This is a genomic window from Pseudomonas sp. GW822-FHT06D10, from assembly GCF_058799535.1.
Genome location: NZ_JBXALN010000005.1, coordinates 232,836 through 251,274 on the forward strand (window position 1 = coordinate 232,836; position 18,439 = coordinate 251,274).

The window sequence follows — 18,439 nt, forward strand, 5'->3', positions numbered from 1 at the left end:
GTTTTTCCCTTGGCGCGCGCGGCCTAGTCTGCGTGACATCGAATTTTCAAGACCTTGCTGGAGCCCAGATATGTCCTTGGCCACCCTTCACTATATTTATGATCCCCTGTGCGGCTGGTGCTACGGTGCCAAGCCGCTGGTGCAGGCCGCCCAGGCGGTGGTGCCGGTGGTGGCCCATGCCGGCGGCATGATGACCGGGCGCAACCGCCAGCCGGTCTCGCCGCAACTACGCGATTACGTCATGCCCCATGACCGGCGGATCGCCGAGTACACCGGGCAGCCTTTTGGCCAGGCCTATTTCGAGGGCCTGCTGCGGGATGAGACGGCCACCTTCGACTCGGCGCCGCCGATTGCTGCCGTACTGGCGGCCCAGGCTATGGAAGGGCGGGGCCTGGAATTTCTGGGCCGGTTGCAGACGGCGCATTATCTGGAAGGGCGCAGGATCGCCGACCGGCAGGTGCTGCTGGAGCTGGCGCAGGCCCAGGGGTTTGCCCCGGCCGCCTTCGAGGCGGCCTTCGACCAGGCGGGGGCCCATGAACTGGACAACCATATAAAGGCCAGCCGGGCCCTGTTGGCCAAGGTCGGCGGGCAAGGCTTCCCGACCCTGGTGCTGGAGCGCGATGGTCGTTACCAGTTGCTCGACATCAGCCCCTGGCTGGGCAAACCCGAGGCCTTCGCCGACTGGCTGAAGACCTCCCTGGGCGCCGATAGCGGCCCTCACGATGGCGTGGTCCAGGCCTGTGGCCTGGACGGTTGCACACCCTGAACTCACCTGACCTGCGTGGAGTCACCCATGGATAACCTAGCGTTGATCAAGAGCACCTACGAAGGTGCCAACTCCCAGGAAAATGCGCGCAACACCGCAGCGGCCCTGGCCCCCGATGCCCGCTGGACCGAGGCGGCAGGCTTTCCCTATGCCGGCACCTATGTAGGATTCGAGGCGGTGCTGGAGCACGTCTTCAAGCGCCTGGGCTCGGAATGGCAGGACTTCACCTTCAAGGTCGAGAACTATGTGGCCCAGGGCGACAAGGTGTTCGCCTATGGCAATTACCAGGGCGTCTACAAGGCCTCGGGCAAACCGATCGATGTACGGGTGGCTCACTTGTGGACACTTAAAGATGGCAAGGTCACCCACTTCGAACAATTCGTGGACAGTCACAGTGTGCAGCTGGCAATGCTCTAGCCCGCAGTTCTTAGAATATTTTCAGCTATTCAAAGACGATTCACGAAATTGACACGTTGTTAAAGGCGCAGATAGGATTCGCCCCAACGCCTGTGGCCAGGAGCCATATTTCAGAATAATAAAAGGCCCACCGTGCTCACCCGCGGTCGGGCTTTTTTGTTTCAACGGTAGAAGAGCGTTCAATCGCCATAGCCGCGGAGCTCACAGCGCGTCACCAAACCGTAATAAGGAAAATAAAATGTTTAAACAGCGGATCTGCTTGATTGCACTGGGGATTTTGAGCGCTACACAGGCCATGGCCGACGGCCAGGCCGACGCCAAGGGTTTTGTTGAAGACAGCAGCCTGAAAGTGCTGCTGCGCAACGCCTACATCAACCGTGACTATAAAGACCGTAACAAGGACAAGGCCGAGTGGGGCCAGGCTGCCATCGGCACCTTTTCTTCCGGTTTTACCCAAGGCACCGTGGGCGTGGGCGTTGACGCCTTCGGCCTGTACGCACTGCGCCTGGACGGCGGCAAGGGTCGCAGCGGTGCCGGCGGCATCGACTTCTTCAAGCAGGGTGACAGCGGTAGCGCTGCAGACGACCTGGCCAAGGCCGGTGCTGCAGTCAAGTTCCGTTTCTCCAACACTGTGCTGACCTACGGTGACCAGATGCCGGCCCTGCCGGTGCTGAACTACGACAACTCGCGCCTGCTGCCGGAAAGCTACACCGGTACCCTGATCACCTCCAAGGAGATCAAGGGCCTGGAGCTGAACGCCGGTCACTTCACCGCCGAATCGCGCAAGAGCGCCGAAGGCCGTGACAGTGGTGGCCTGAAGTCGATCAACGTATTGGGCGGTAGCTACCAGTTCACCGAACAGTTCAAGGGCGCGCTGTACGCATCCGACGTCGAAGACGTGCTGAAGAAACAATACGTGAACCTCAACTACGTGTTCCCACTGGCCACCGACCAGTCCCTGACCCTGGACTTCAACGGTTACCGCACCAAGCTGGACAAATCCTTCGCCAAGGACCTCAACGCCGGCGGCCAGGACAACAAGATCTGGAGCCTGGCGGCGACCTTCGCCACTGGCCCGCACTCGTTCACCGTCGCCCATCAGCGCAGCACCGGCGACAGCCACTTGGGCTACGCCTATGGCGGTTATCAGAAGTCCGGCTATGTGGGTGATGGCGGCAACACCATCTACCTGGCCAACTCCTACTGGTCCGACTTCAACGCCGAAGACGAACGCAGCTGGCAACTGGGCTACGGTCTGGACTTCGGCGCCTTCGGCGTACCGGGCCTGACCTACAACGTGGCCTACGTGCGTGGCGACAACATCACCACCGTCAACAGCACTGGTGGCAGCGAGCGAGAAATCTTCAACCAGCTCAAGTACGTAGTGCAGAGCGGCCCGGCCAAGGACCTGAGCGTCAAAGTGCGCAGCTCGGTTCTGCGTGTGTCGCAGAAGTCGTATGAGTACAACAAAGGTGGCAACGAACTGCGTGTGTTCGTCGACTACCCGATCAACGTGTTCTGATGAACGCCTGATCACCCCCTGATACCAGGTGGTTGCCACACGAAAAGCCCCGACTGGTTTGGGGCTTTTTCATGTCCGGGTTATTGTTTCTGGGGTTTTGCCTGCGAGGGCAGGTAGGTGTTTTCGTACCACTGTCGTTTCAAGGCGTCGCCTTCACGCTTGTAGGCAAACATTGCTTGCCACTGTTCACTGGCGAGCTGGAGCATTTTTCCCGGAATGTTTTGCGTCAGGTGGGTGAAGTAGCGCAGGTGATGAAGGTCCAGAATCTTCATGAGTTTGTTCAGCTGTATGGTTTCTGCGTCTTCACTTGTGTCTCTCAAGGCTTCATTCAAGAGGAGCGTCGGGATCACCAGGATGTAAGTGCCGGTGGCGCCCGTGAAGTCGGGAAGCCCGTCATCGAGTTGGTAGAGGATGTAGACGTACAGGTCTGCCCAGCGGCGCTTGAGCTGGTTGCTGATCAATTCCTCGCCGTTGCGGGTCTGCATCCAGGCTGTCTTGCGCGCCACGGGCAGTGCGGTGTTCAGTTCCCCGGCAAAGGCCAGGTGATGCAGCGGCCTATCTGTTTTGTCGACGCGCTTGGTTTTGACCTCCACTGCCCAGCCGTTCCAGGTTGTCCGGCAGAACCAGCTCTGGTCCTCTACCAACGGATCTGTGGTGATCTTGCACGCATCCAGCAGCGGTTGTGGGTAGCCAAAATAGATATCCGCCACATCGGTTTCGCCATTGTCTTCACTGGCCGGGTCGAACAGCTTGTTGTGCCGGTATCCGTAAGGCCGCTGGTTGGTCTTTGGATCAAAGTCGGGGCTATGGGCCGGCGGATTGTTGCGCTCGAATTCCTTGATCGCGGAAATGATGAATGACTCATACACCCGCCCGATCCAGCTGGGGTTGTTTTTGAGGATATTCAGCAGTCGTTCCGAGAGTTCCATTTGATAGGGGGTCCTTGGGGCAGGGAAAGCTAGGGCATGAATGGCCAAGTCGCGGGGCGCCGGGATTTTCAGCGAGTGGTTGGCGCATATCAATCTTGTTACAGTCCACCCCCCTGTCTCGTCACGGATGATTTCGATGTTCCGTACCCTGCTATCCGGCCTGTGCCTGCTGAGCGTCGCCAGCATCGCCCACGGCCAGCAAGCGACTGCGCCCGAGCAGTTGCTGAGCGACTTCTCCCGCTGCGATGCGCAGTTCTTCCAGAACCTGAATACCGCCCGACTGCCGACCGGCACCTTGAGCCTGGCCCGGTACGGTGCGGTAAGCGCGCCCAAGGTCATGAACCCTTTGCAGGAGGGCGGGCGCTACCAGGCCTTCGAACAGCCGCTGCTGGTCAATGGCGTGCGCCTGGTGGGCTACTACAACGAAGCCCAGTCGCTGAAGTCGGTGGGCAACCTGCTGTTCTGGGGCTTTGTCGCCGAGGGCCAGCCCAAGGACGTGGCCGCGGCGCTCAAGCCGCTGCTGGTGGACAACAGCCGCCTGAAGGCAGACCGCAGCGCCATGAGCCGGGTGGAGATCCGCCGGGTCGGCGACCCCATCGACCAGTGGCGCACCGAAGGCCTGGCGGGCGGTGGCGTGGCTACGCCGTTCGGTTATGTCGAACGCATCCTGAGCATCGACATCGGTACCACCCACGCACCGATTGCCGGACGCACCACGATCTTCTGCAGCTTGCAGGGTACGGTCACCGCGCCGTTGCTGCAGGTGTATCGCCCAGACCTCAACGCCCATCTGCTGGATTGAAAAACATGCCTTCATTGTCTGTACGCGGGTCGCTCCTGCTTGTGTGTGCCCTTGCTGTGACTGGCTGCGCCAGCCTGCAGAGCCAGGACCAGATCAACTACGCCCATTGCCGCATGGTGGGCCAGGCTTCCAAGGCCGAAAAATTCGACGTGGTGCTGCAAGAGGCCGACCTGTGCCTTGAGAAGAACCAGCTGAGCCAGCCCATGCAGAGCCTGGTGTACTGGCTCAAATCCGATGCCTACGCCAGCTTCAAGCGTTACCCGGAAGCCATCGCCGCCAAGGAAAAATCCATCGAGCTGGGCCCCAAGCCCGATGCTCGGGCGGTGCTGGACCTGAGCCGTCTGTATCGCGAAGCGGGCAACCCGCAAAAGGCCCTGGAGCTGGTGCAGTCCAACCTTGACAACAACCTGGGCGAGGCGGGCAAGGGCAGCGGTTTCAACATGCCGACCTACTACCACCTGGGCCAGACGCTGTACGACCTGGGTCGCTATCGCGAGGCCGCGGAAGCCTACAGCACCGGCCTGTTGAAGCAGCCCGACTATGCCTGGGCCTTCTACCACCGCGGCCTGGCCTACGACAAACTGGGCCAGACCGACGACGCCCGCGCCGACTTTGCCCAGTTCGCCAAGCTGGTGAACCAGAAGTACGTCGAGCCGCAGCACCAGGCCAAGCTGGCCGAGTACAAGATCAAGCTGCCTTGAATGCAGCGTGGTTGATGCAATAAAAAAGGCTCGCCGGATCGCGAGCCTTTTTTTATCCGCGAACGCTGTTCGTCAGTCGTCCGGATTGATGGCGAACTTCAGCTGGTTGCCCTGCAGGTAGACCACCGCTTCACGGCCATGGATATCCACCGGCCGGGCCGACATTGCGTCGTGATCGGTGACTATCTTCGACAACTCCTTGCCCCGCATATCGACCCGCCAGATACAGGCCCGGGGCCCTTGGTTATCGAAGTACAGCACCGGGCGCGTGGTGCTCCAGGTCGGGTTGACGATGGCCCATCCGGCATCGGGCTGTTTCTGCTCGGTGATGTTCTCCGAATGGCTGCCCGCGTTGGCGCGGTCATAGTTCAGGGACAGCTGGCTGCTGTCGCGATTGAGGTCCTGCTCCACCCGCGCCCGGGCGTGCATGAAGGTGTTGGAGCCAACCTGGAACACCTGCTGGGTGCTGGCGGGCGCGCTGCGCGAACCCAGGCGGTAGACCATGCTTTGCTGCAACTGGCCCGCCAGCTGCCCGCGGTAGTAGAACTGGCCATCGACTATCCCGGCATAGCGCGGCCCCTGGTCGTTGGCCCCGGGATTGGCCCAGCCGGCGAAGGCGATGTCCTGGGCGATGGGATGCAGCCCCGGCTGGTCATCGGCGTACTCATACAGGGTGCCGACATACACCGGCTTGCCCTGCTGATAGCGCCCGACAAACAGCACCACATGCAGCACCCCGGCTATCACCTGGGCATCGACGATCTGCTGGTCGCCCTGGGGCAGGGTACTGTTGAAGGTGGCCAGGGTGAAGTTCTGCCAGTCGTCCGGGTCATAGACCAGGTACGCCTCGCCGGGAGCCAGTGGGCGCAGTGCGTTCGGGGCGGGCTCGGGAGGAATCGGCAGCGACGTGAGCATTTTCACCTGGGCCCGGTAGACCGACTCCAGGCAATCGGTGTCGGGGCAGGTATTGCGGGTGTTCTTCAACCAATGGCCTTGCAGCAGGCGGAACACCTGCAAGTGCTTCAGCGCCTGGTAGCGGCGGGTCATCTCCTCGTCCTTGGCGGACAGCGTCGGCGTGGCGCAGACAGTCTTTTCCACTTGGGTCGAGGCCTTGGCGCAGTCGAAGCCGGCGGCCTGCAGATCGGGCGTCAGCGCGCCCAGGGCGAGGCTCATGGCCGCCAGCGAGAGCAAAGGGAGCTTCATCAACACATCCTTGTCGAAAACGGGTCAGGGGGTCTGGAACGTCTGCAGATAGGCCAGCAGATTATCGATTTTTTCCTCATCGCTCAGCCCCCAGAAAATCATCCGGGTACCGGGCACCACGGCCTTGGGGTCTTCCAGGTACTGGATGAGCTTGTCCCGGCTCCAGACAATGCCCGAGGACTTCATGGCCGTCGAGTACTGGTAGTCCGCGGCGCTGCCGGCGGGGCGGTCGATGATGCCATTGAGCTGCGGCCCGAAGGAACTGCGTACCGAAGGCCCGATGTTATGGCAGCCGCTGCACAGGCGCTTGAACAGCTTGGCGCCGGCTTCGGCATCACCGGCCAGGGCCGGGGCGCTGAATAGCAGGGAGTGGAGCAACAGGGTCAGGATCGATACGGCGATGGGCTTCATGGGCGGCCTGCGTGCAGCTGGAATCGGCGGCTATTGGAGCATGAAGCGCATGCCTGGGGGGAGCCTTGCGATACAAGGCTCAGAAGCGCCCACTGATACCCAGCAGCGGGCCCTTCTGGACGATGTCGTAGACAAACCCGTCATGGCGATAATCGACCCCCATGGCCCGGTAGCCGGCCACCGCCGAAAAGCCCGGCAGGAACTCCCAGCCCGCCAGTGCGGCCAGGTCCCAGTCTTCCCGGGACTGCCCGGCGCCCGCCATGCCCCAGGCGGAGAGCCAGAACCGCTCGTTCACGGCGTAGTGCCCGCGCAACCCCGCCATCGCGTCGGCCCAGGTGGCCTTGTCCGAGCCCGACAGGCCTCCGGCCGGCCCACCGTGCAGGGTGATGCTGGTGCTGCTGTACCAGACGCGCACGCCGCCGGCGATGTCCAGGCGATGATCGTCATCCCCCAGCACCTGGTAGCCGCCCCCCAGGAAACCCGAGGCGGTCTTGCTCTGCACCTCAAGCTTGGACGCCAGCGCTCCGGCTGGCAGCCGGTTGCGGGTGTCGGTGTCGATGTACATCAGGTCGGCGAGCACGCTGTAGGGGCCGCGCCGCGCTTCGCCCATCAGCATCACCGACATGTCGACACTGCGCGCGATGTCCGAGAAGTCGGACTTGATGAACTGGGTCCCTGTGCTGCGGTGGCCTACGTGCCCGCGGATCCCGGCGCCCCACACGTACGGGCCGCCGTTGAACCGCCAGCCATCGTCGTCTGCCGCCATGGCCACGGGCGGCAGGCTGGTTTCGGCGGTCGTCAAGGCGCCCAGCAGCAGCGCCAGGCGGGTACGCCGGTGCCGCAACGGTGAGTGCGGATGGTCACGGTGGATCATGCTGTTTCTCCGATCAGTGCTGGGTCAGCCCAAGAGCCACGCCTTCGGCTGCGCAGTCCTCGGCAGGCTTCAGGCCGGCCTGCTGCGCGGCCTTGACCTCCTCCTTCGCGGCCGCCAGGTCGGCGAGGAATGCCGGATTGCCATGCAGGCTGGCCACCGTCGCGGCCCCCATGATGCGGCCAGCGTCCACGTCGCTCTGCCAGTGGGCGTCGCAGATGACCCGGCTCTGGCCGTATGCCAGGCCACGGGTCATCAGTTCGGTGGCGCGGGCCGGGCTGATCTCGGCCAGGACCAGGCCCCAGGCCCAACCCGCGGCGGAGTGGCCGGAGGGCCAGGAGCCATCCGTGCGCAGCAGTGGCTCCATGTCCTTGCGGCACGTGCCTTCGTCGTGCACCACGAAGGGGCGTGTACGGTTGTAGGCATTCTTTCCGGCGTAGGTGGAGCCCCCCGCATCCGTCAGGGTGCGCTGCATCAAGGTGTATAGATGGGGGGTGCTCTTTTCGCTGATCTGCGTGCCCAGCGCGCAAGAGAAGGTTTTCGCCGGGCCGGGGAATGACAGTTCTGCATCGGTTGCCGCGAGTTTCTCCCGGCTCGAGCCACGCAGCGCCAGCGCCGCACGCCGTGCTTCTTCATCCCGCGCGAGGGCCGCGGAGCCTGGTTTTGGCGGGGCTCCGAGCAAGGCCAGGCGTACAGGCACGTCAGCCGGTTCAAGGTAGCCTGGCGCCAGCTTGAAGTGCGGGTCGGTGACCTTCGTGGCGGCGTCCTCGGCCAGCGCCCATGCCGACCAGAGCAGGCCGGCCAGGGACAGTGTCACCGCGAAGGGTTCAGGTATTTTTTTCATCGTGCGTTCTCTTTTCTATCCATGACCACGGCTGATCAGAACCGGTACAAGGCGTCCAGATAGGCTCCGGCACCGACCTTTTCCCCCGTCAGCGGGCTGTCACGGGCGTCGGAGACCAGGGCGTAGGTCTTGATGCCACCTTCCAGCGCCAGCTGTGGCTGCCATTGCCAGGTCAGGCCCAGTTTCAAGGACACGTCGCGCATCCCGCCACCGGGGTGGTATTCATCGAACCGGGTGCGTGCGGCTTGCTGGGCGGTGACGCCGAAGCGGGCCATCATGTCGTTCTCGTTGCTCCAGGTGCCGTACAGCGTCGAGTCCAGGGTCAAGGTCGAAGACAGCGGGTAGGTGGTGGCGACCCCGGCTTCCAGGTACGTCGTACGGCCCAGGCTTTCGCCACCGTAATTGCGCCTCTGGCTCGATTGCAGGCCGCGTACGAACAAGCGGCCGGCGGGCAGGATCCAGTACGCTTCCGCCCCCACCAGGGCGGTGCTGTCCAGGTTGCCCATGCCCCGCAGGTAGTCATCACGGCCGTCCAGGGTGTGAATGCGTTCCTTGCGCCCCGGGTCATAACCCACCAGCAGGGCCACGCCGAAAGGCGCCAGCCCCGGCAGATCCCACCGCAGCCCTTCCGGAAAGGCTGCGGTAAAGGTGCCCCAGTCCTGGGTCGGCATGACCGCCTTGAGCTTCAGTGACGGGAAGGCGGCGTAGTGGGAAGCGCCCTGGTACAACGGGCCAACAGCCAAGCCACCGCCTACCGTCACCGATGGCGTGCCGCCTGAATCGGCCGGGGCAGCCTGGGCAGGCGGCACTAGCATCAATGCAAGGGCTGCACTTAGGGAGAACACCACGGGAGACCTGAAAGAATGTGAATGATCCTTGAGTGTCATTGTTCATTTCCTTGGGGGTGAACTCTGTAGTGCAGAGCCATTGCTGAGTTGATCACCACTATTCAACTTGCAGGTGCTGGTATCCGAGGCGAGTGCAGGCCGGTAAACCCCCGGCGCAAGCGCTGGCCTCATGGATCGCTCCAGTGCGTTTACAAGTACCGATGGCAGGAGTCCGTCGTTTCGACAAACTTGCACTTGCTCGAATACTCGAATTTACAAATCGACGGGCTCGGGCGTTGGAAAACGCCATTGGCCACTGAGTATTTCGTTACTCGGTCGATAGAGCCTGACGGTGTAGTTCCAGCCGGGTGTCGTAACCAGGCAATTGACGACCTTGGCCTCGCACCCCCCGAACTGGATGACAATTGAACCATCGGCACTTTTCTTGGCAGTGAGGTTGTTCAGCGAATAGGCGTCATAGGGGTTTTTCTGAAAGTACCCGTCGGCGTTGTAAACACTCACAGACCAGAAACTCTTGACCGGTACCTGTTCAACCTTGAGCCGGTAGACGGTTTTTCCATCGTTGTGCGGCAATACTGCTCCGAGGTAGATGGCGTCCCTGCTCGGGTTGCCGCCCCAGCCCGTTGCGGTTCCGATCAGGTGGCGCACCGGATCGACCCTGCCTTTCGGGCCAAAGGACTGGTTGTAGTCGGGAAGGGTCGAACCCAGAACAGCCAGGGCATCACGCACTTTTTTCTGGCTCGCCTGATCCCACTTCGGAACCACGAACTCCCCGTGCCTGGCCTGACTGACCTGGATGGCGTCCTGCAGCGCATGCACCTGCTCGAGGTCTTTGCGATTCGTGGGGTCGAAGAACAGGCGGATAGCGACAAATACATAGCGTGTGCCGATGTCCTCTTTCGCCAGCGTATGGGGACCGGGCCCATAAATGACTGCCGGCACGTAGTGATCTTCGTTGACCACTTGCATCGACATGAACCTCTCACCGGCTTCAGGCAAGGTGACAGTCACCGGGCCGGCATCGAGATCGAACACCGCTGACGAGTAAAGCGTGTCCCTGTTCATGCGGATGACATCCTGAGCGTCGATGGCAACCGCTTCGCGGCTGTGAACAAACCGCCCCAAGCCTCCACTCTTCACACTCTTGCCCATGTAGAGGTCGGACTCGGCGCGAGCAAAGTTATCGACATTTACCCGCACCGGCGCATCAGCGGATGACTGAGCGTGTGCACTGGCAAAAGTGGCCAGCGTCAGGGCGACGATGCAGGCCGTGGATGAATCGGGCATGTAAACCTCTAGCTCTTTTAAGTGGGCATTACCTTTTCAGACTTTATAAGAACACCCTGCTTGAAACTTGCCATTTGGTGCCAAAAGCACAACAGGCAAGTACCGCGAAGTGGGTTATTTGAAGGCGCCCGATAGTGGGGCGGGAGGGTCAGGCGAAGAGGTTAACGATCATCTTTCAAGAGCGAGCGGTAGCGCGACGGCGAACTTCCGGTCCAGCGCTTGAAGGCTCGGGTAAAGTGCGCCTGATCACTGTAGCCCACCATGTAGGCAATCTCGGTCGCGGTGTATTTGCCGCTGGCAATCAATTGCAGTGCTTCGCTGCGACGGGTCTCGTCACGCAGGTCTTCGAAGTCGATGCCGCAGTACTTGAGGCGCCGCTGTAGCGTTCGGGAAGACAAGCCGATGTTTCTTGAAATAGCGGTAAGTTTGGATCGATCCTGATCCGCGATCCGTTCGATCAGCACACCGGCGGCTTGCGCGGTCGACTTCAAGGCCTCGGTGACTTTCCAGGCGTCATCCCGGGCAGGTTGCAGAGGGGTGTCGAGCAGCTCACGGTCGAATTCGATCATGTTGTGCTTCGCGTTCATGTGCAGATTCGGCCCCAGGTACTCCTCCAGCGCCTCATCTCCTCGCTCCCGCGGGTTTTGCAGATGCACCCGTATGGCGCAAGGCTCGCCGGACATGAGCGGCACTTTCCTCAGCAGCGCCAGAGTGCCGAGAATGACCTGTTTCGGATCAGCCCCGTGCTGCCCGGTGAATTGCTGGATCAGCTTCGTCGTACGGCCTTCGGTAACGATTCTTACGTCACTTCCTTGATGCAGTAAGTCCGTATGGATCGCCGCCACTGCGCACGCCTGGGCAAGGTTGGTCGAACCCAGGATCAACCCGCCCCAGGCGCCGAGTGAGCGTACTTCGATCAAGTGCCCCACCGTTGCACCCGCGAAGGGGTCCTGTGCGACCGCGGCCATTTCATTGGCGATGTGAAAACAGGTCGCTCGCGGCACCCAGGCATCCGGGTATTGAAAAACCTGCGGGGAAATCCCGTAACGCCGGAAGAACTCCAGCGGCGACACCCCGCGCATGCTCAGGTAGGGCGCTATTTGCTGAAGCGTGCTGAGTTTGATGGAGGGCGTTGCATGGGTCATGAGCGGTTGCACCTGGTTCAAAGGCCGTGCACGTGAAGAACGTCCGAGTCCGCAGGAAACACTAGCGCAAAACACCTGCCGGAGTCGTGCTGGCGATGTGCATTAAACACGAAGGACATTGTGCTTGTGGGACTTGCGAAGAAGGGTGAGGGGGCTGAAGCGCGGCGATACCGGGTCCAGCAAGGTGCTGAAGGCATCGGGAGAGGATTGTTTGACCCTGGAAACAACAAAGCCCTCGCATCGCTGCGAGGGCTTTGTTTTGTATGGTGCGGCACCAGGAGTCGAAAATTACCATAACAACATGAATAATAATGGTTTCCTTTTTAAAGGTTCGGTCGTGTATCCCGAAAACTATCCTCAAGCATCCGCCCGGTCGGTCACAGACGCGAGGAAAGACAAACCTGGATCGAAAAAAATCACCATGCCTCCCATATGGGGCAGTCTCTCGCGCATGCATGGTTGGGGCCCGGCTCTCGGGGGCAGCGGCAGCAAGCGGCCCGAAACGGAACCAGATAGGCATGGAGCAGATGGCTGCGTCGACTCGCGTCATGAGTAGGTCGCCGACGAGGTGATACCGCTTATCGCCCCGTTAGGATTTCATAGCTGAAAGTTACCGCTGAGGGAACGTGTACCGCAGCATTGACCTCAAGCTGCACTCCTTCGATCTTCATGATGCACAAAGCCCCTATTAAATTCATCATTACAACGCTTTGTCCCACGACTGGCTCTACGAATCGCCCTTGTCTCAAAAAAGTCTCAACGGTGCGCGGATCGAAATCGGAAGTCGTGACCAGTCCGACAGCCTTGAGGTCACTATCGATGTATACGTAGACCCCATCACTACCTCGATCGCTGAACTCTACTTTGAACTCGTACTCCCCGTGACCCAATGTGTAGTGTTTGTGGTCTTTGTAGGGAAAAGTGATCCGGTCTTTCAGTGCCGGGTTTGCATAGTTTGCTGGATCGCGCATCGCATCGATTCGCTCAATCCGCGCCATACGTTCAAGTAACACTGCTGCCGAGAGCGCATGCGCTTTGTCGGCTGGCAACCCCTCTATCCATCGCCAGAGATCGTCCATCTGTTCAATCCCAGGGAAGTTATTCAGGTCCGGCTTTGAGTTGAAGTTGAACCCCTTGGGTCCCCGATCAATTAACCAGGCAGGCAAACTAAACCGAGGGTTATTCACGAAAAGAACTGAAAGCCAAGAGACCGGTTGTTCTTCAAATACGCTCCTGATCCACTGGTTTTCGATACCGACTCCTGACCCGGGATGTTGGTCTGCACGTTCAACATAATTCTCGTCGATAATCAGCAGTACCCGATCAGCTTCCGTAACTTCTCGCATGAAACCGCTTAAGCTAGCTCCGTATTCCACGGCACTATCAATCTGCACCGTATAACCGAGCAATCGTAATTGAGTTGCTAATAGCCTAACCCATTCACGGTGAGCGCCCGATGTCCAAGCGTACGAGATAAAAAGCTTAGTCTTCATACGCTACACTCCTATGAGAAATAAAGTTATAAATGATTTTTAGGATGAACGGCTCAAATATCACCGTCAGTTTCACGCTGCCAGTCTATAAACTACTCGCCACCTTGTACAGCCTTGCTTGGGCCATAAGTACGGAAAAAACAGGGATAGACCACGATTGATTTAGCGTCTATATATTTATTTGAGCCAGGAACCATGTCCTGTCCCCGAATTAGTCTTGATCCTAGTGGATGGAGGTCGTTGTAGAGGGCACTCTAGATAATCAAAACTGGACTCCGAAATTCCATTTAAGAGTAATATCCGGTGTTGTTATCTTGTTTCTCAGCAACTGCATCGCTGAATCAGCAGCCTTAAAGCAATCATCAGGCAGGCAGACGGCTGTGACGGGCTGGTGCATCAGCACATTTCGTACACGATCTCGGAGATCATCTATAGCTCCGTATTGAGCAGAGCTAATGATACTGTCCTTTTCTAGGTCAATCAGGATTTCATATATTGTAGGTTTTTTGGCTTTTTTACCTTTTACTTTTAGTAGCCATAGCTCTTTAGCTACAGACTCGATCACAAACCAAAGCATTGTAAATGAACCTCTAAAATCGTGATTTTGGTATGCAGATTTGGCCCTAGCGATGAACGCAAGACGTTTAATCAATACAGGATCATCAACGGCTTTCTCAAATTGTTGTAGGGCAGCGCTTATGGTGGTTTTTTTAACTTTGGTAAAGTTCGACCATGTTCCAATGTCGTGATGGGTCACGTGTGCCCCATCCATTACTAGAGATGTACATCTTGCTGCCATTAGAGATATATTATTTGAATGGCTTTTTCGTACAGGTATGCCTCCCCAGAACCCTACTCGACAAGTGTTTGCAATTGAAACTGCGGAAAAAGAAATTTCACCGGAGTCCAGGCATTTTATAGACTCTGACTCTATAAATAACTGCATTACATTTGCATAATCCATATGCTCGTCCCACCATTGAACGGCCTGATTTATTTGGTCTGGATCACTCATTGGCGGTCTTGTTTTGGCAAGTTCTGTCATTCGAAGGAGCATCATTCCATCAATGCATACAGCCGCAGAGAATTTTCCCGTGTGATGCCAGATGACGGGTTCCGGAATTATACCTCTAAGTTTTTTACGCTCGACTTGGTCATCAAAATCAATCAATTCCTCAACCCAAAAGCCTTTCTCATCGTAGAATCCAATAAAATCTTCAATCCCATCGTTCATTGACTCTAAGTTCAAAATTAACATCCATAAAAGTTCACGTGTAAAAACGTAAAAAACGTGGTCACAAAAAAAACGGGGTCAGACCATGGTTTTCGTTATTTAACTGAAAACGTGGTCTAACCCCTATTCCCGCGTTGTCACCTATGATTCAGCCTTTACTGATCTTGATTGCATCTGAAATCCAACTTTCTATGTTATTTTTAATATCGTTATAAGCATCTGAAGCTTTTGGGGTGATACAAGGAGGTGTTTTGGATACGCCATTCCGTTTGTATGTAAAGTGATCGAGAGGGTTTTTTCCTTTTTTACCAACTCCGTCGTTAGGGTCCTTGAGATCGTTTACATGTATCGCGAGCAAACCTTTTTTGTCATTCCATGCTTTTTTGATCTCATGCTTGACCCAAGGCCGTTCAGAAGTTTTTTCACCCACTAGAACAACCACGCAGTCACAGTCTTTCATTTTGCTATCGATCCAATCTTCAATAGCTTTGTCTCCTTTCTTTTTAACAGTCTCCCAATCGTTGGCTTCTACAGGCTGATTGCTTTCTAATGCGCCAATGTTACGCACTAGTTGGGTTCTCATTACGTCATTGTCAAAGTGGAAACTATAAAAAACTTTCGTCTTGGCCATTTTATTTTCCTAGGCGTTGGATGATGTTAATGGTTTTTTTGATTATTTCATGTTGTGTAAGTTTTTCGTCGTTTAGTTCCTTTATTAACGGATAAATCCAAGTGTTTGTTCCGAAATATTTAGTCGGATTTTCTTCCAGTTGTGAAGTTATGATTTTTGCCATATATCCTGTTGCTCCGATAGGGATCGGGATGACGCCATTACCAATCGCAATCTCAAACTCTCGCATTACGCCATTTGCTGGAATGATAGTGCCGTTATCACTTTTTTTATTTCCGAAAATGAAGAGTGCGATCCCCGACAGCGCGATCATTCTTTGGCGATAATCTTCCCATAGGTCGGCGAGATTTTTGTTGTTAGTCTCAAATTGTGGGAAAGGCCTAACAATCAATTGGTCTTCTGAGAATTTTTCAGGGGCAGAGTAGATTGCCTCAAGCGCACCGTTTATTACTGCGCTCCCGACTCCCCATCCAAAACCATTTACAATTCGTAAATTACTGATGATGAGCTTTTTGCTTAGTTCGTGAATAAAAGATTGCGCTTCAGATCTTTGCCAGTCGCCATATTCCTCGGCACTTCCTGATATGAATATAGTTTTCTTTCTGAAACGTATTTCTATCTCCTTAAGTATCTCTGTTATGGTTTCGTATTCGTCTACGAGTACCGTCTGAATTTTATATCTTTTCAGGTCGTTTATTTTAAGTTCTTGTTTTCGGGTTTTATATTTAAATGTTTCGTCGCAGTCATTGCTAAGTCGACTTTCACGTTTCATGAAGCAGTAATGTTGTTTGTTGCTGCTGGTACGAAGCCTGCTTAAAACATAGTCTAAGTTTGGATCGGTGAAGCTGAAGCCGATAAAAAGAAATGTCTTTGATATTAAATCGCCGCTCAGAGCTGTGATGAACTGCTCATGTGTCTTGTAGTATTCTTCATACTGCTCCTTTGCAATTATTGCCTTGGAAGGAGAGCTTGCATCTCCATGCATCTTGTAAACGACAACATCTCGTTTAGGTTTAGTGTTCGCTAACTGATCCACTTCATGCTTTATATCAACAACTTTAAGTGCTTCTTTAAGGCTGTCTTCGATCAATGTGTCATAATTTGTTGTCCAATATGTAGGTATTGGGAGTCTTGCAAGTATTTTATGGTTGATCGAGCTTTCAGCTTGTTCGGAAAACTCCTCAAGGATTTTTTTGGTTATTCCTGCCTTGCTGGCTCGGTGATTTACATGGTATTGCGCAAGTGAAATTAAGTCGTGTTCATCATCAATTTTTAAACCAAGTTCGTCCGCGATGTCCCTTAGTAGTTCTTTCCAATCTACATAACCTGAACTTTTTGACATCCCTGCGCCAGCAAAGATAGCAACGTTCTTTTCGGCAATATCCTTCACAAACTCTTTTATGAAGGCCTCAATTTCGTGATCGAAAGCCATGTTGTTCTCGTTGTTGAAAGTTGACTGGGTTTAAGTTTTCATCACAGCGCTGACTCGACAATCTTTTGTGTGATGTGTTTGGGTGTGCGGGGTTTTAATCTTTTGCGCGCTAATAGTGTTAAATATGCTTAAACTTATCGGGCTAAGTTTTATTGGCTTTTGTCTGCCTGAAAAAAATCAACAGTAAGTTGAGGCTTACGCGGTTCTATGCGTTGTTCTGCATGGCAGACAAAAAAAATTCCGAAGACTGGGAAGCGGTAAAAATGTACACATTGACGTCCTTGTCGCAACCAGCAGCAAGCCAGTGGGTGGCACTATGCTATCCGCGTCTGGGCTGCTCGAATAGGTACCTAGACTAAAGAAAGGCTAATGATCTACCTCAAATTGTAAGACGAGGAACACGTACTCTGAAAAATCTGGCCAGCCTCTCCACCACAAGGAGGTGGGGAGGCCGGCCGGATGATTCTCAGATCTATTTTTGGAAGAAAAGGGGACGAAGAAAAGGGCAGATCTATTCTTAGCCCTCTGCCTGTGCCGTTTTCTGACCTTCGCTTAGCGGATGAGCTGCCAGGATTTTCCGAGGCGATGGGTGAGTAATTGCGTGGTCAGCAAGTAGTAATAGCGCGTCGATTCAGTGCGCTGGTTTAGGTGGTGATTCAAAAACCACTCAAGGTGTTTTCTCTGCCAAGTCCATGGATTGTCGCGTTGCCAGCGCTCAGCTATAGCTGTTTGGATAGTCTTCGCCTGACGAAGGTGACGTTGGCGTGTTGCATGTGACCCAGTCAGGGCGCCCGCCAGGAACAGCGCCATATCGAATGGCTTGCTCATGCTCGCCCCCCAATGTAAGCCGATATCACATCCATACGGCCGTGTCCGAGTTCATCGCTGATTTGTACTCGGGCTGCCTGATCGAGGCGTCGATCGAGTTGGTAGTTACGGCCACCGTTGACGGGCGCGGGATAATGAGTGATTTGTTCATAGCGTTCGCACGCATAGGCCGCCCGCAAGTCGTGAAAGCCTTTGAGGTTAAGCGTATGTAGGATATCCCTTGCGGGGCGCACGATTCGCTGTTGAAAATCGAGGTAGCTTTCGTTCGGTGCAAGCAGGTTGCGGCTACCGTCGGGCGAGATCTGTTCGGCAAACCTCAGTGCATCACGAATATGATCATCTGCCGTAATCCAGCGAGGTGCCGATGCACCTGAGCGGCCACCTTTGGTGCCATCCTGGATGTTGATCTTTCCGTACTGTTCGGCCTCACGTTTTAGACGTGGTAGGTCGGCCAAAATGGCCTCACGTAAGCGCATGCCGGTGGCTCGCGCTAATTGAGCGATGGCCGCGGCACGCGGCTGCTGGTGTGCGCAAAGCACCTCTACGACCCTCTTCACATGTTCGCGGTCTTGGCCTTGCGGCGCCGAACGACGAACACTGGTGCGCCGCATTCCTAGCGCCTTGCTCGGACTCGGTACTTTCACATACTGATCACCGCGAAGCGCTGCCAGGGTCCGATTGACGCTGGACAATCGGTTTTGCGCAGTGGCGATGGCGAGATCGCTGCGCTCAACCAGGTGACGCAGATGCTCCGCGTAATCTAGCAAGGTCTGCCGATCAATCTGCCGTGCGTCATTAATTCCCGGGCCATCCTCCGACCGACACCAGCGTACAAACGCCAGCCAACGATCACTGTGTGCTTTGACCGTCGCGTAATGCCCGCCGCCAAACAGATCACGTAGCGCCTGCGGCCCGGCATAACTCAGTTGTCGGCCACAGCCAAAATTTCGTCCATCCCGTCTACCTACCAATGCCATGATCAAACTCCTCTCGAAGCCAAAATTTTTAAAACCTTCCTCACGTCATCCCGCCAAGAATGCTGAGTGTTATCAGGGATCGAGGCCCCTGCGACCTG

General features: G+C 56.3%; 19 protein-coding genes. 5 read left to right on the plus strand and 14 right to left on the minus strand.

All coding sequences use genetic code 11. From position 1 onward, the window contains the following. The first annotated feature begins 70 nt into the window (after window positions 1–70). The 3 genes from AC1RL5_RS18370 (at window position 71) to AC1RL5_RS18380 (ending at window position 2,705) form a co-directional block, all read left to right on the plus strand. Window positions 71–766 carry a DsbA family protein gene (locus AC1RL5_RS18370; RefSeq protein WP_093407220.1) on the plus strand — a complete coding sequence of 232 codons (696 nt, stop codon included), beginning with the start codon at window positions 71–73 and terminating at the stop codon, window positions 764–766. 27 nt (window positions 767–793) lie between these two features. Beyond that, complete coding sequence (locus AC1RL5_RS18375) at window positions 794–1,183, plus strand: nuclear transport factor 2 family protein (RefSeq protein ID WP_093407216.1); 390 nt, start codon at window positions 794–796, stop codon at window positions 1,181–1,183. A gap of 238 nt (window positions 1,184–1,421) precedes the next feature. Further along, window positions 1,422–2,705 carry an OprD family porin gene (locus AC1RL5_RS18380; RefSeq protein WP_072443798.1) on the plus strand — a complete coding sequence of 428 codons (1,284 nt, stop codon included), beginning with the start codon at window positions 1,422–1,424 and terminating at the stop codon, window positions 2,703–2,705. An 80-nt stretch (window positions 2,706–2,785) separates the two neighbouring features. Here the strand turns inward: AC1RL5_RS18380 and AC1RL5_RS18385 are convergent, their stop codons facing one another. Further along, window positions 2,786–3,634, minus strand: a complete 849-nt coding sequence (locus AC1RL5_RS18385) for a hypothetical protein (RefSeq protein WP_041774032.1) — start codon at window positions 3,632–3,634, stop codon at window positions 2,786–2,788. Window positions 3,635–3,770: 136 nt separating this feature from the next. On the opposite strand from AC1RL5_RS18385, the gene AC1RL5_RS18390 reads away from it, so the two are divergent. After that, a complete protein-coding gene (locus AC1RL5_RS18390; RefSeq protein ID WP_232643933.1) occupies window positions 3,771–4,436 on the plus strand; it encodes a hypothetical protein in 666 nt (221 codons plus the stop codon). Window positions 4,437–4,441: 5 nt separating this feature from the next. Then, on the plus strand, window positions 4,442–5,137 hold the full coding sequence (locus tag AC1RL5_RS18395) for a tetratricopeptide repeat protein (protein ID WP_011058694.1): 696 nt from the start codon (window positions 4,442–4,444) through the stop codon (window positions 5,135–5,137). Between the two features lie 72 nt (window positions 5,138–5,209). On the opposite strand, the gene AC1RL5_RS18400 is transcribed toward AC1RL5_RS18395, so the two are convergent. The 13 genes from AC1RL5_RS18400 to AC1RL5_RS18460 all read right to left on the minus strand — a co-directional run bounded on the left by AC1RL5_RS18400 (window position 5,210) and on the right by AC1RL5_RS18460 (window position 18,341). Then, complete coding sequence (locus AC1RL5_RS18400) at window positions 5,210–6,340, minus strand: lysozyme inhibitor LprI family protein (RefSeq protein WP_492589492.1); 1,131 nt, start codon at window positions 6,338–6,340, stop codon at window positions 5,210–5,212. A gap of 24 nt (window positions 6,341–6,364) precedes the next feature. After that, window positions 6,365–6,751, minus strand: coding sequence for a c-type cytochrome (locus tag AC1RL5_RS18405; protein ID WP_011058696.1), 387 nt, complete (start codon window positions 6,749–6,751; stop codon window positions 6,365–6,367). 79 nt (window positions 6,752–6,830) lie between these two features. Then, window positions 6,831–7,625: a hypothetical protein gene (locus AC1RL5_RS18410; RefSeq protein ID WP_492589494.1), complete on the minus strand. Its 795-nt coding sequence runs from the start codon at window positions 7,623–7,625 to the stop codon at window positions 6,831–6,833. A 13-nt stretch (window positions 7,626–7,638) separates the two neighbouring features. Next, window positions 7,639–8,466 carry an acid phosphatase gene (locus tag AC1RL5_RS18415; protein ID WP_492589496.1) on the minus strand — a complete coding sequence of 276 codons (828 nt, stop codon included), beginning with the start codon at window positions 8,464–8,466 and terminating at the stop codon, window positions 7,639–7,641. A 35-nt stretch (window positions 8,467–8,501) separates the two neighbouring features. Beyond that, window positions 8,502–9,353: a MipA/OmpV family protein gene (locus AC1RL5_RS18420; protein WP_492589498.1), complete on the minus strand. Its 852-nt coding sequence runs from the start codon at window positions 9,351–9,353 to the stop codon at window positions 8,502–8,504. 213 nt (window positions 9,354–9,566) lie between these two features. Continuing rightward, on the minus strand, window positions 9,567–10,601 hold the full coding sequence (locus tag AC1RL5_RS18425; protein ID WP_093407193.1) for a DUF1254 domain-containing protein: 1,035 nt from the start codon (window positions 10,599–10,601) through the stop codon (window positions 9,567–9,569). A gap of 161 nt (window positions 10,602–10,762) precedes the next feature. Beyond that, window positions 10,763–11,746 (minus strand): helix-turn-helix domain-containing protein, encoded by a 984-nt coding sequence (locus AC1RL5_RS18430; RefSeq protein WP_011058701.1) that lies wholly within the window; start codon window positions 11,744–11,746, stop codon window positions 10,763–10,765. A 578-nt stretch (window positions 11,747–12,324) separates the two neighbouring features. Beyond that, a complete protein-coding gene (locus tag AC1RL5_RS18435) occupies window positions 12,325–13,239 on the minus strand; it encodes a toll/interleukin-1 receptor domain-containing protein (protein ID WP_492589499.1) in 915 nt (304 codons plus the stop codon). 262 nt (window positions 13,240–13,501) lie between these two features. Next, entirely contained in the window at window positions 13,502–14,473 is a 972-nt protein-coding gene (locus AC1RL5_RS18440) for a hypothetical protein (RefSeq protein WP_492589500.1), read from the minus strand. A gap of 148 nt (window positions 14,474–14,621) precedes the next feature. After that, complete coding sequence (locus AC1RL5_RS18445; protein ID WP_286836842.1) at window positions 14,622–15,104, minus strand: TIR domain-containing protein; 483 nt, start codon at window positions 15,102–15,104, stop codon at window positions 14,622–14,624. A 1-nt stretch (window position 15,105) separates the two neighbouring features. After that, complete coding sequence (locus AC1RL5_RS18450) at window positions 15,106–16,536, minus strand: SIR2 family protein (protein WP_492589501.1); 1,431 nt, start codon at window positions 16,534–16,536, stop codon at window positions 15,106–15,108. 552 nt (window positions 16,537–17,088) lie between these two features. Next, on the minus strand, window positions 17,089–17,364 hold the full coding sequence (locus AC1RL5_RS18455; protein WP_492589502.1) for a hypothetical protein: 276 nt from the start codon (window positions 17,362–17,364) through the stop codon (window positions 17,089–17,091). After that, entirely contained in the window at window positions 17,361–18,341 is a 981-nt protein-coding gene (locus tag AC1RL5_RS18460; RefSeq protein ID WP_492589503.1) for an integrase domain-containing protein, read from the minus strand. The genes AC1RL5_RS18455 and AC1RL5_RS18460 overlap by 4 nt, the downstream gene beginning before the upstream one ends. Window positions 18,342–18,439: the final 98 nt, after the last annotated feature.

Bases quoted from the DNA above. Each gene is read 5' to 3' on its own strand.
- AC1RL5_RS18390 (WP_232643933.1), top strand. From the start codon at position 3,771: ATGTTCCGTACCCTGCTATCCGGCCTGTGCCTGCTGAGCGTCGCCAGC.
- AC1RL5_RS18375 (WP_093407216.1), top strand. From the start codon at position 794: ATGGATAACCTAGCGTTGATCAAGAGCACCTACGAAGGTGCCAACTCC.
- AC1RL5_RS18415 (WP_492589496.1), bottom strand. From the start codon at position 8,466: ATGAAAAAAATACCTGAACCCTTCGCGGTGACACTGTCCCTGGCCGGC.
- AC1RL5_RS18385 (WP_041774032.1), bottom strand. From the start codon at position 3,634: ATGGAACTCTCGGAACGACTGCTGAATATCCTCAAAAACAACCCCAGC.
- AC1RL5_RS18380 (WP_072443798.1), top strand. From the start codon at position 1,422: ATGTTTAAACAGCGGATCTGCTTGATTGCACTGGGGATTTTGAGCGCT.
- AC1RL5_RS18455 (WP_492589502.1), bottom strand. From the start codon at position 17,364: ATGAGCAAGCCATTCGATATGGCGCTGTTCCTGGCGGGCGCCCTGACT.
- AC1RL5_RS18435 (WP_492589499.1), bottom strand. From the start codon at position 13,239: ATGAAGACTAAGCTTTTTATCTCGTACGCTTGGACATCGGGCGCTCAC.
- AC1RL5_RS18420 (WP_492589498.1), bottom strand. From the start codon at position 9,353: ATGACACTCAAGGATCATTCACATTCTTTCAGGTCTCCCGTGGTGTTC.
- AC1RL5_RS18440 (WP_492589500.1), bottom strand. From the start codon at position 14,473: ATGAACGATGGGATTGAAGATTTTATTGGATTCTACGATGAGAAAGGC.
- AC1RL5_RS18370 (WP_093407220.1), top strand. From the start codon at position 71: ATGTCCTTGGCCACCCTTCACTATATTTATGATCCCCTGTGCGGCTGG.
- AC1RL5_RS18395 (WP_011058694.1), top strand. From the start codon at position 4,442: ATGCCTTCATTGTCTGTACGCGGGTCGCTCCTGCTTGTGTGTGCCCTT.
- AC1RL5_RS18460 (WP_492589503.1), bottom strand. From the start codon at position 18,341: ATGGCATTGGTAGGTAGACGGGATGGACGAAATTTTGGCTGTGGCCGA.
- AC1RL5_RS18430 (WP_011058701.1), bottom strand. From the start codon at position 11,746: ATGACCCATGCAACGCCCTCCATCAAACTCAGCACGCTTCAGCAAATA.
- AC1RL5_RS18450 (WP_492589501.1), bottom strand. From the start codon at position 16,536: ATGGCTTTCGATCACGAAATTGAGGCCTTCATAAAAGAGTTTGTGAAG.
- AC1RL5_RS18445 (WP_286836842.1), bottom strand. From the start codon at position 15,104: ATGGCCAAGACGAAAGTTTTTTATAGTTTCCACTTTGACAATGACGTA.
- AC1RL5_RS18410 (WP_492589494.1), bottom strand. From the start codon at position 7,625: ATGATCCACCGTGACCATCCGCACTCACCGTTGCGGCACCGGCGTACC.
- AC1RL5_RS18425 (WP_093407193.1), bottom strand. From the start codon at position 10,601: ATGCCCGATTCATCCACGGCCTGCATCGTCGCCCTGACGCTGGCCACT.
- AC1RL5_RS18405 (WP_011058696.1), bottom strand. From the start codon at position 6,751: ATGAAGCCCATCGCCGTATCGATCCTGACCCTGTTGCTCCACTCCCTG.
- AC1RL5_RS18400 (WP_492589492.1), bottom strand. From the start codon at position 6,340: ATGAAGCTCCCTTTGCTCTCGCTGGCGGCCATGAGCCTCGCCCTGGGC.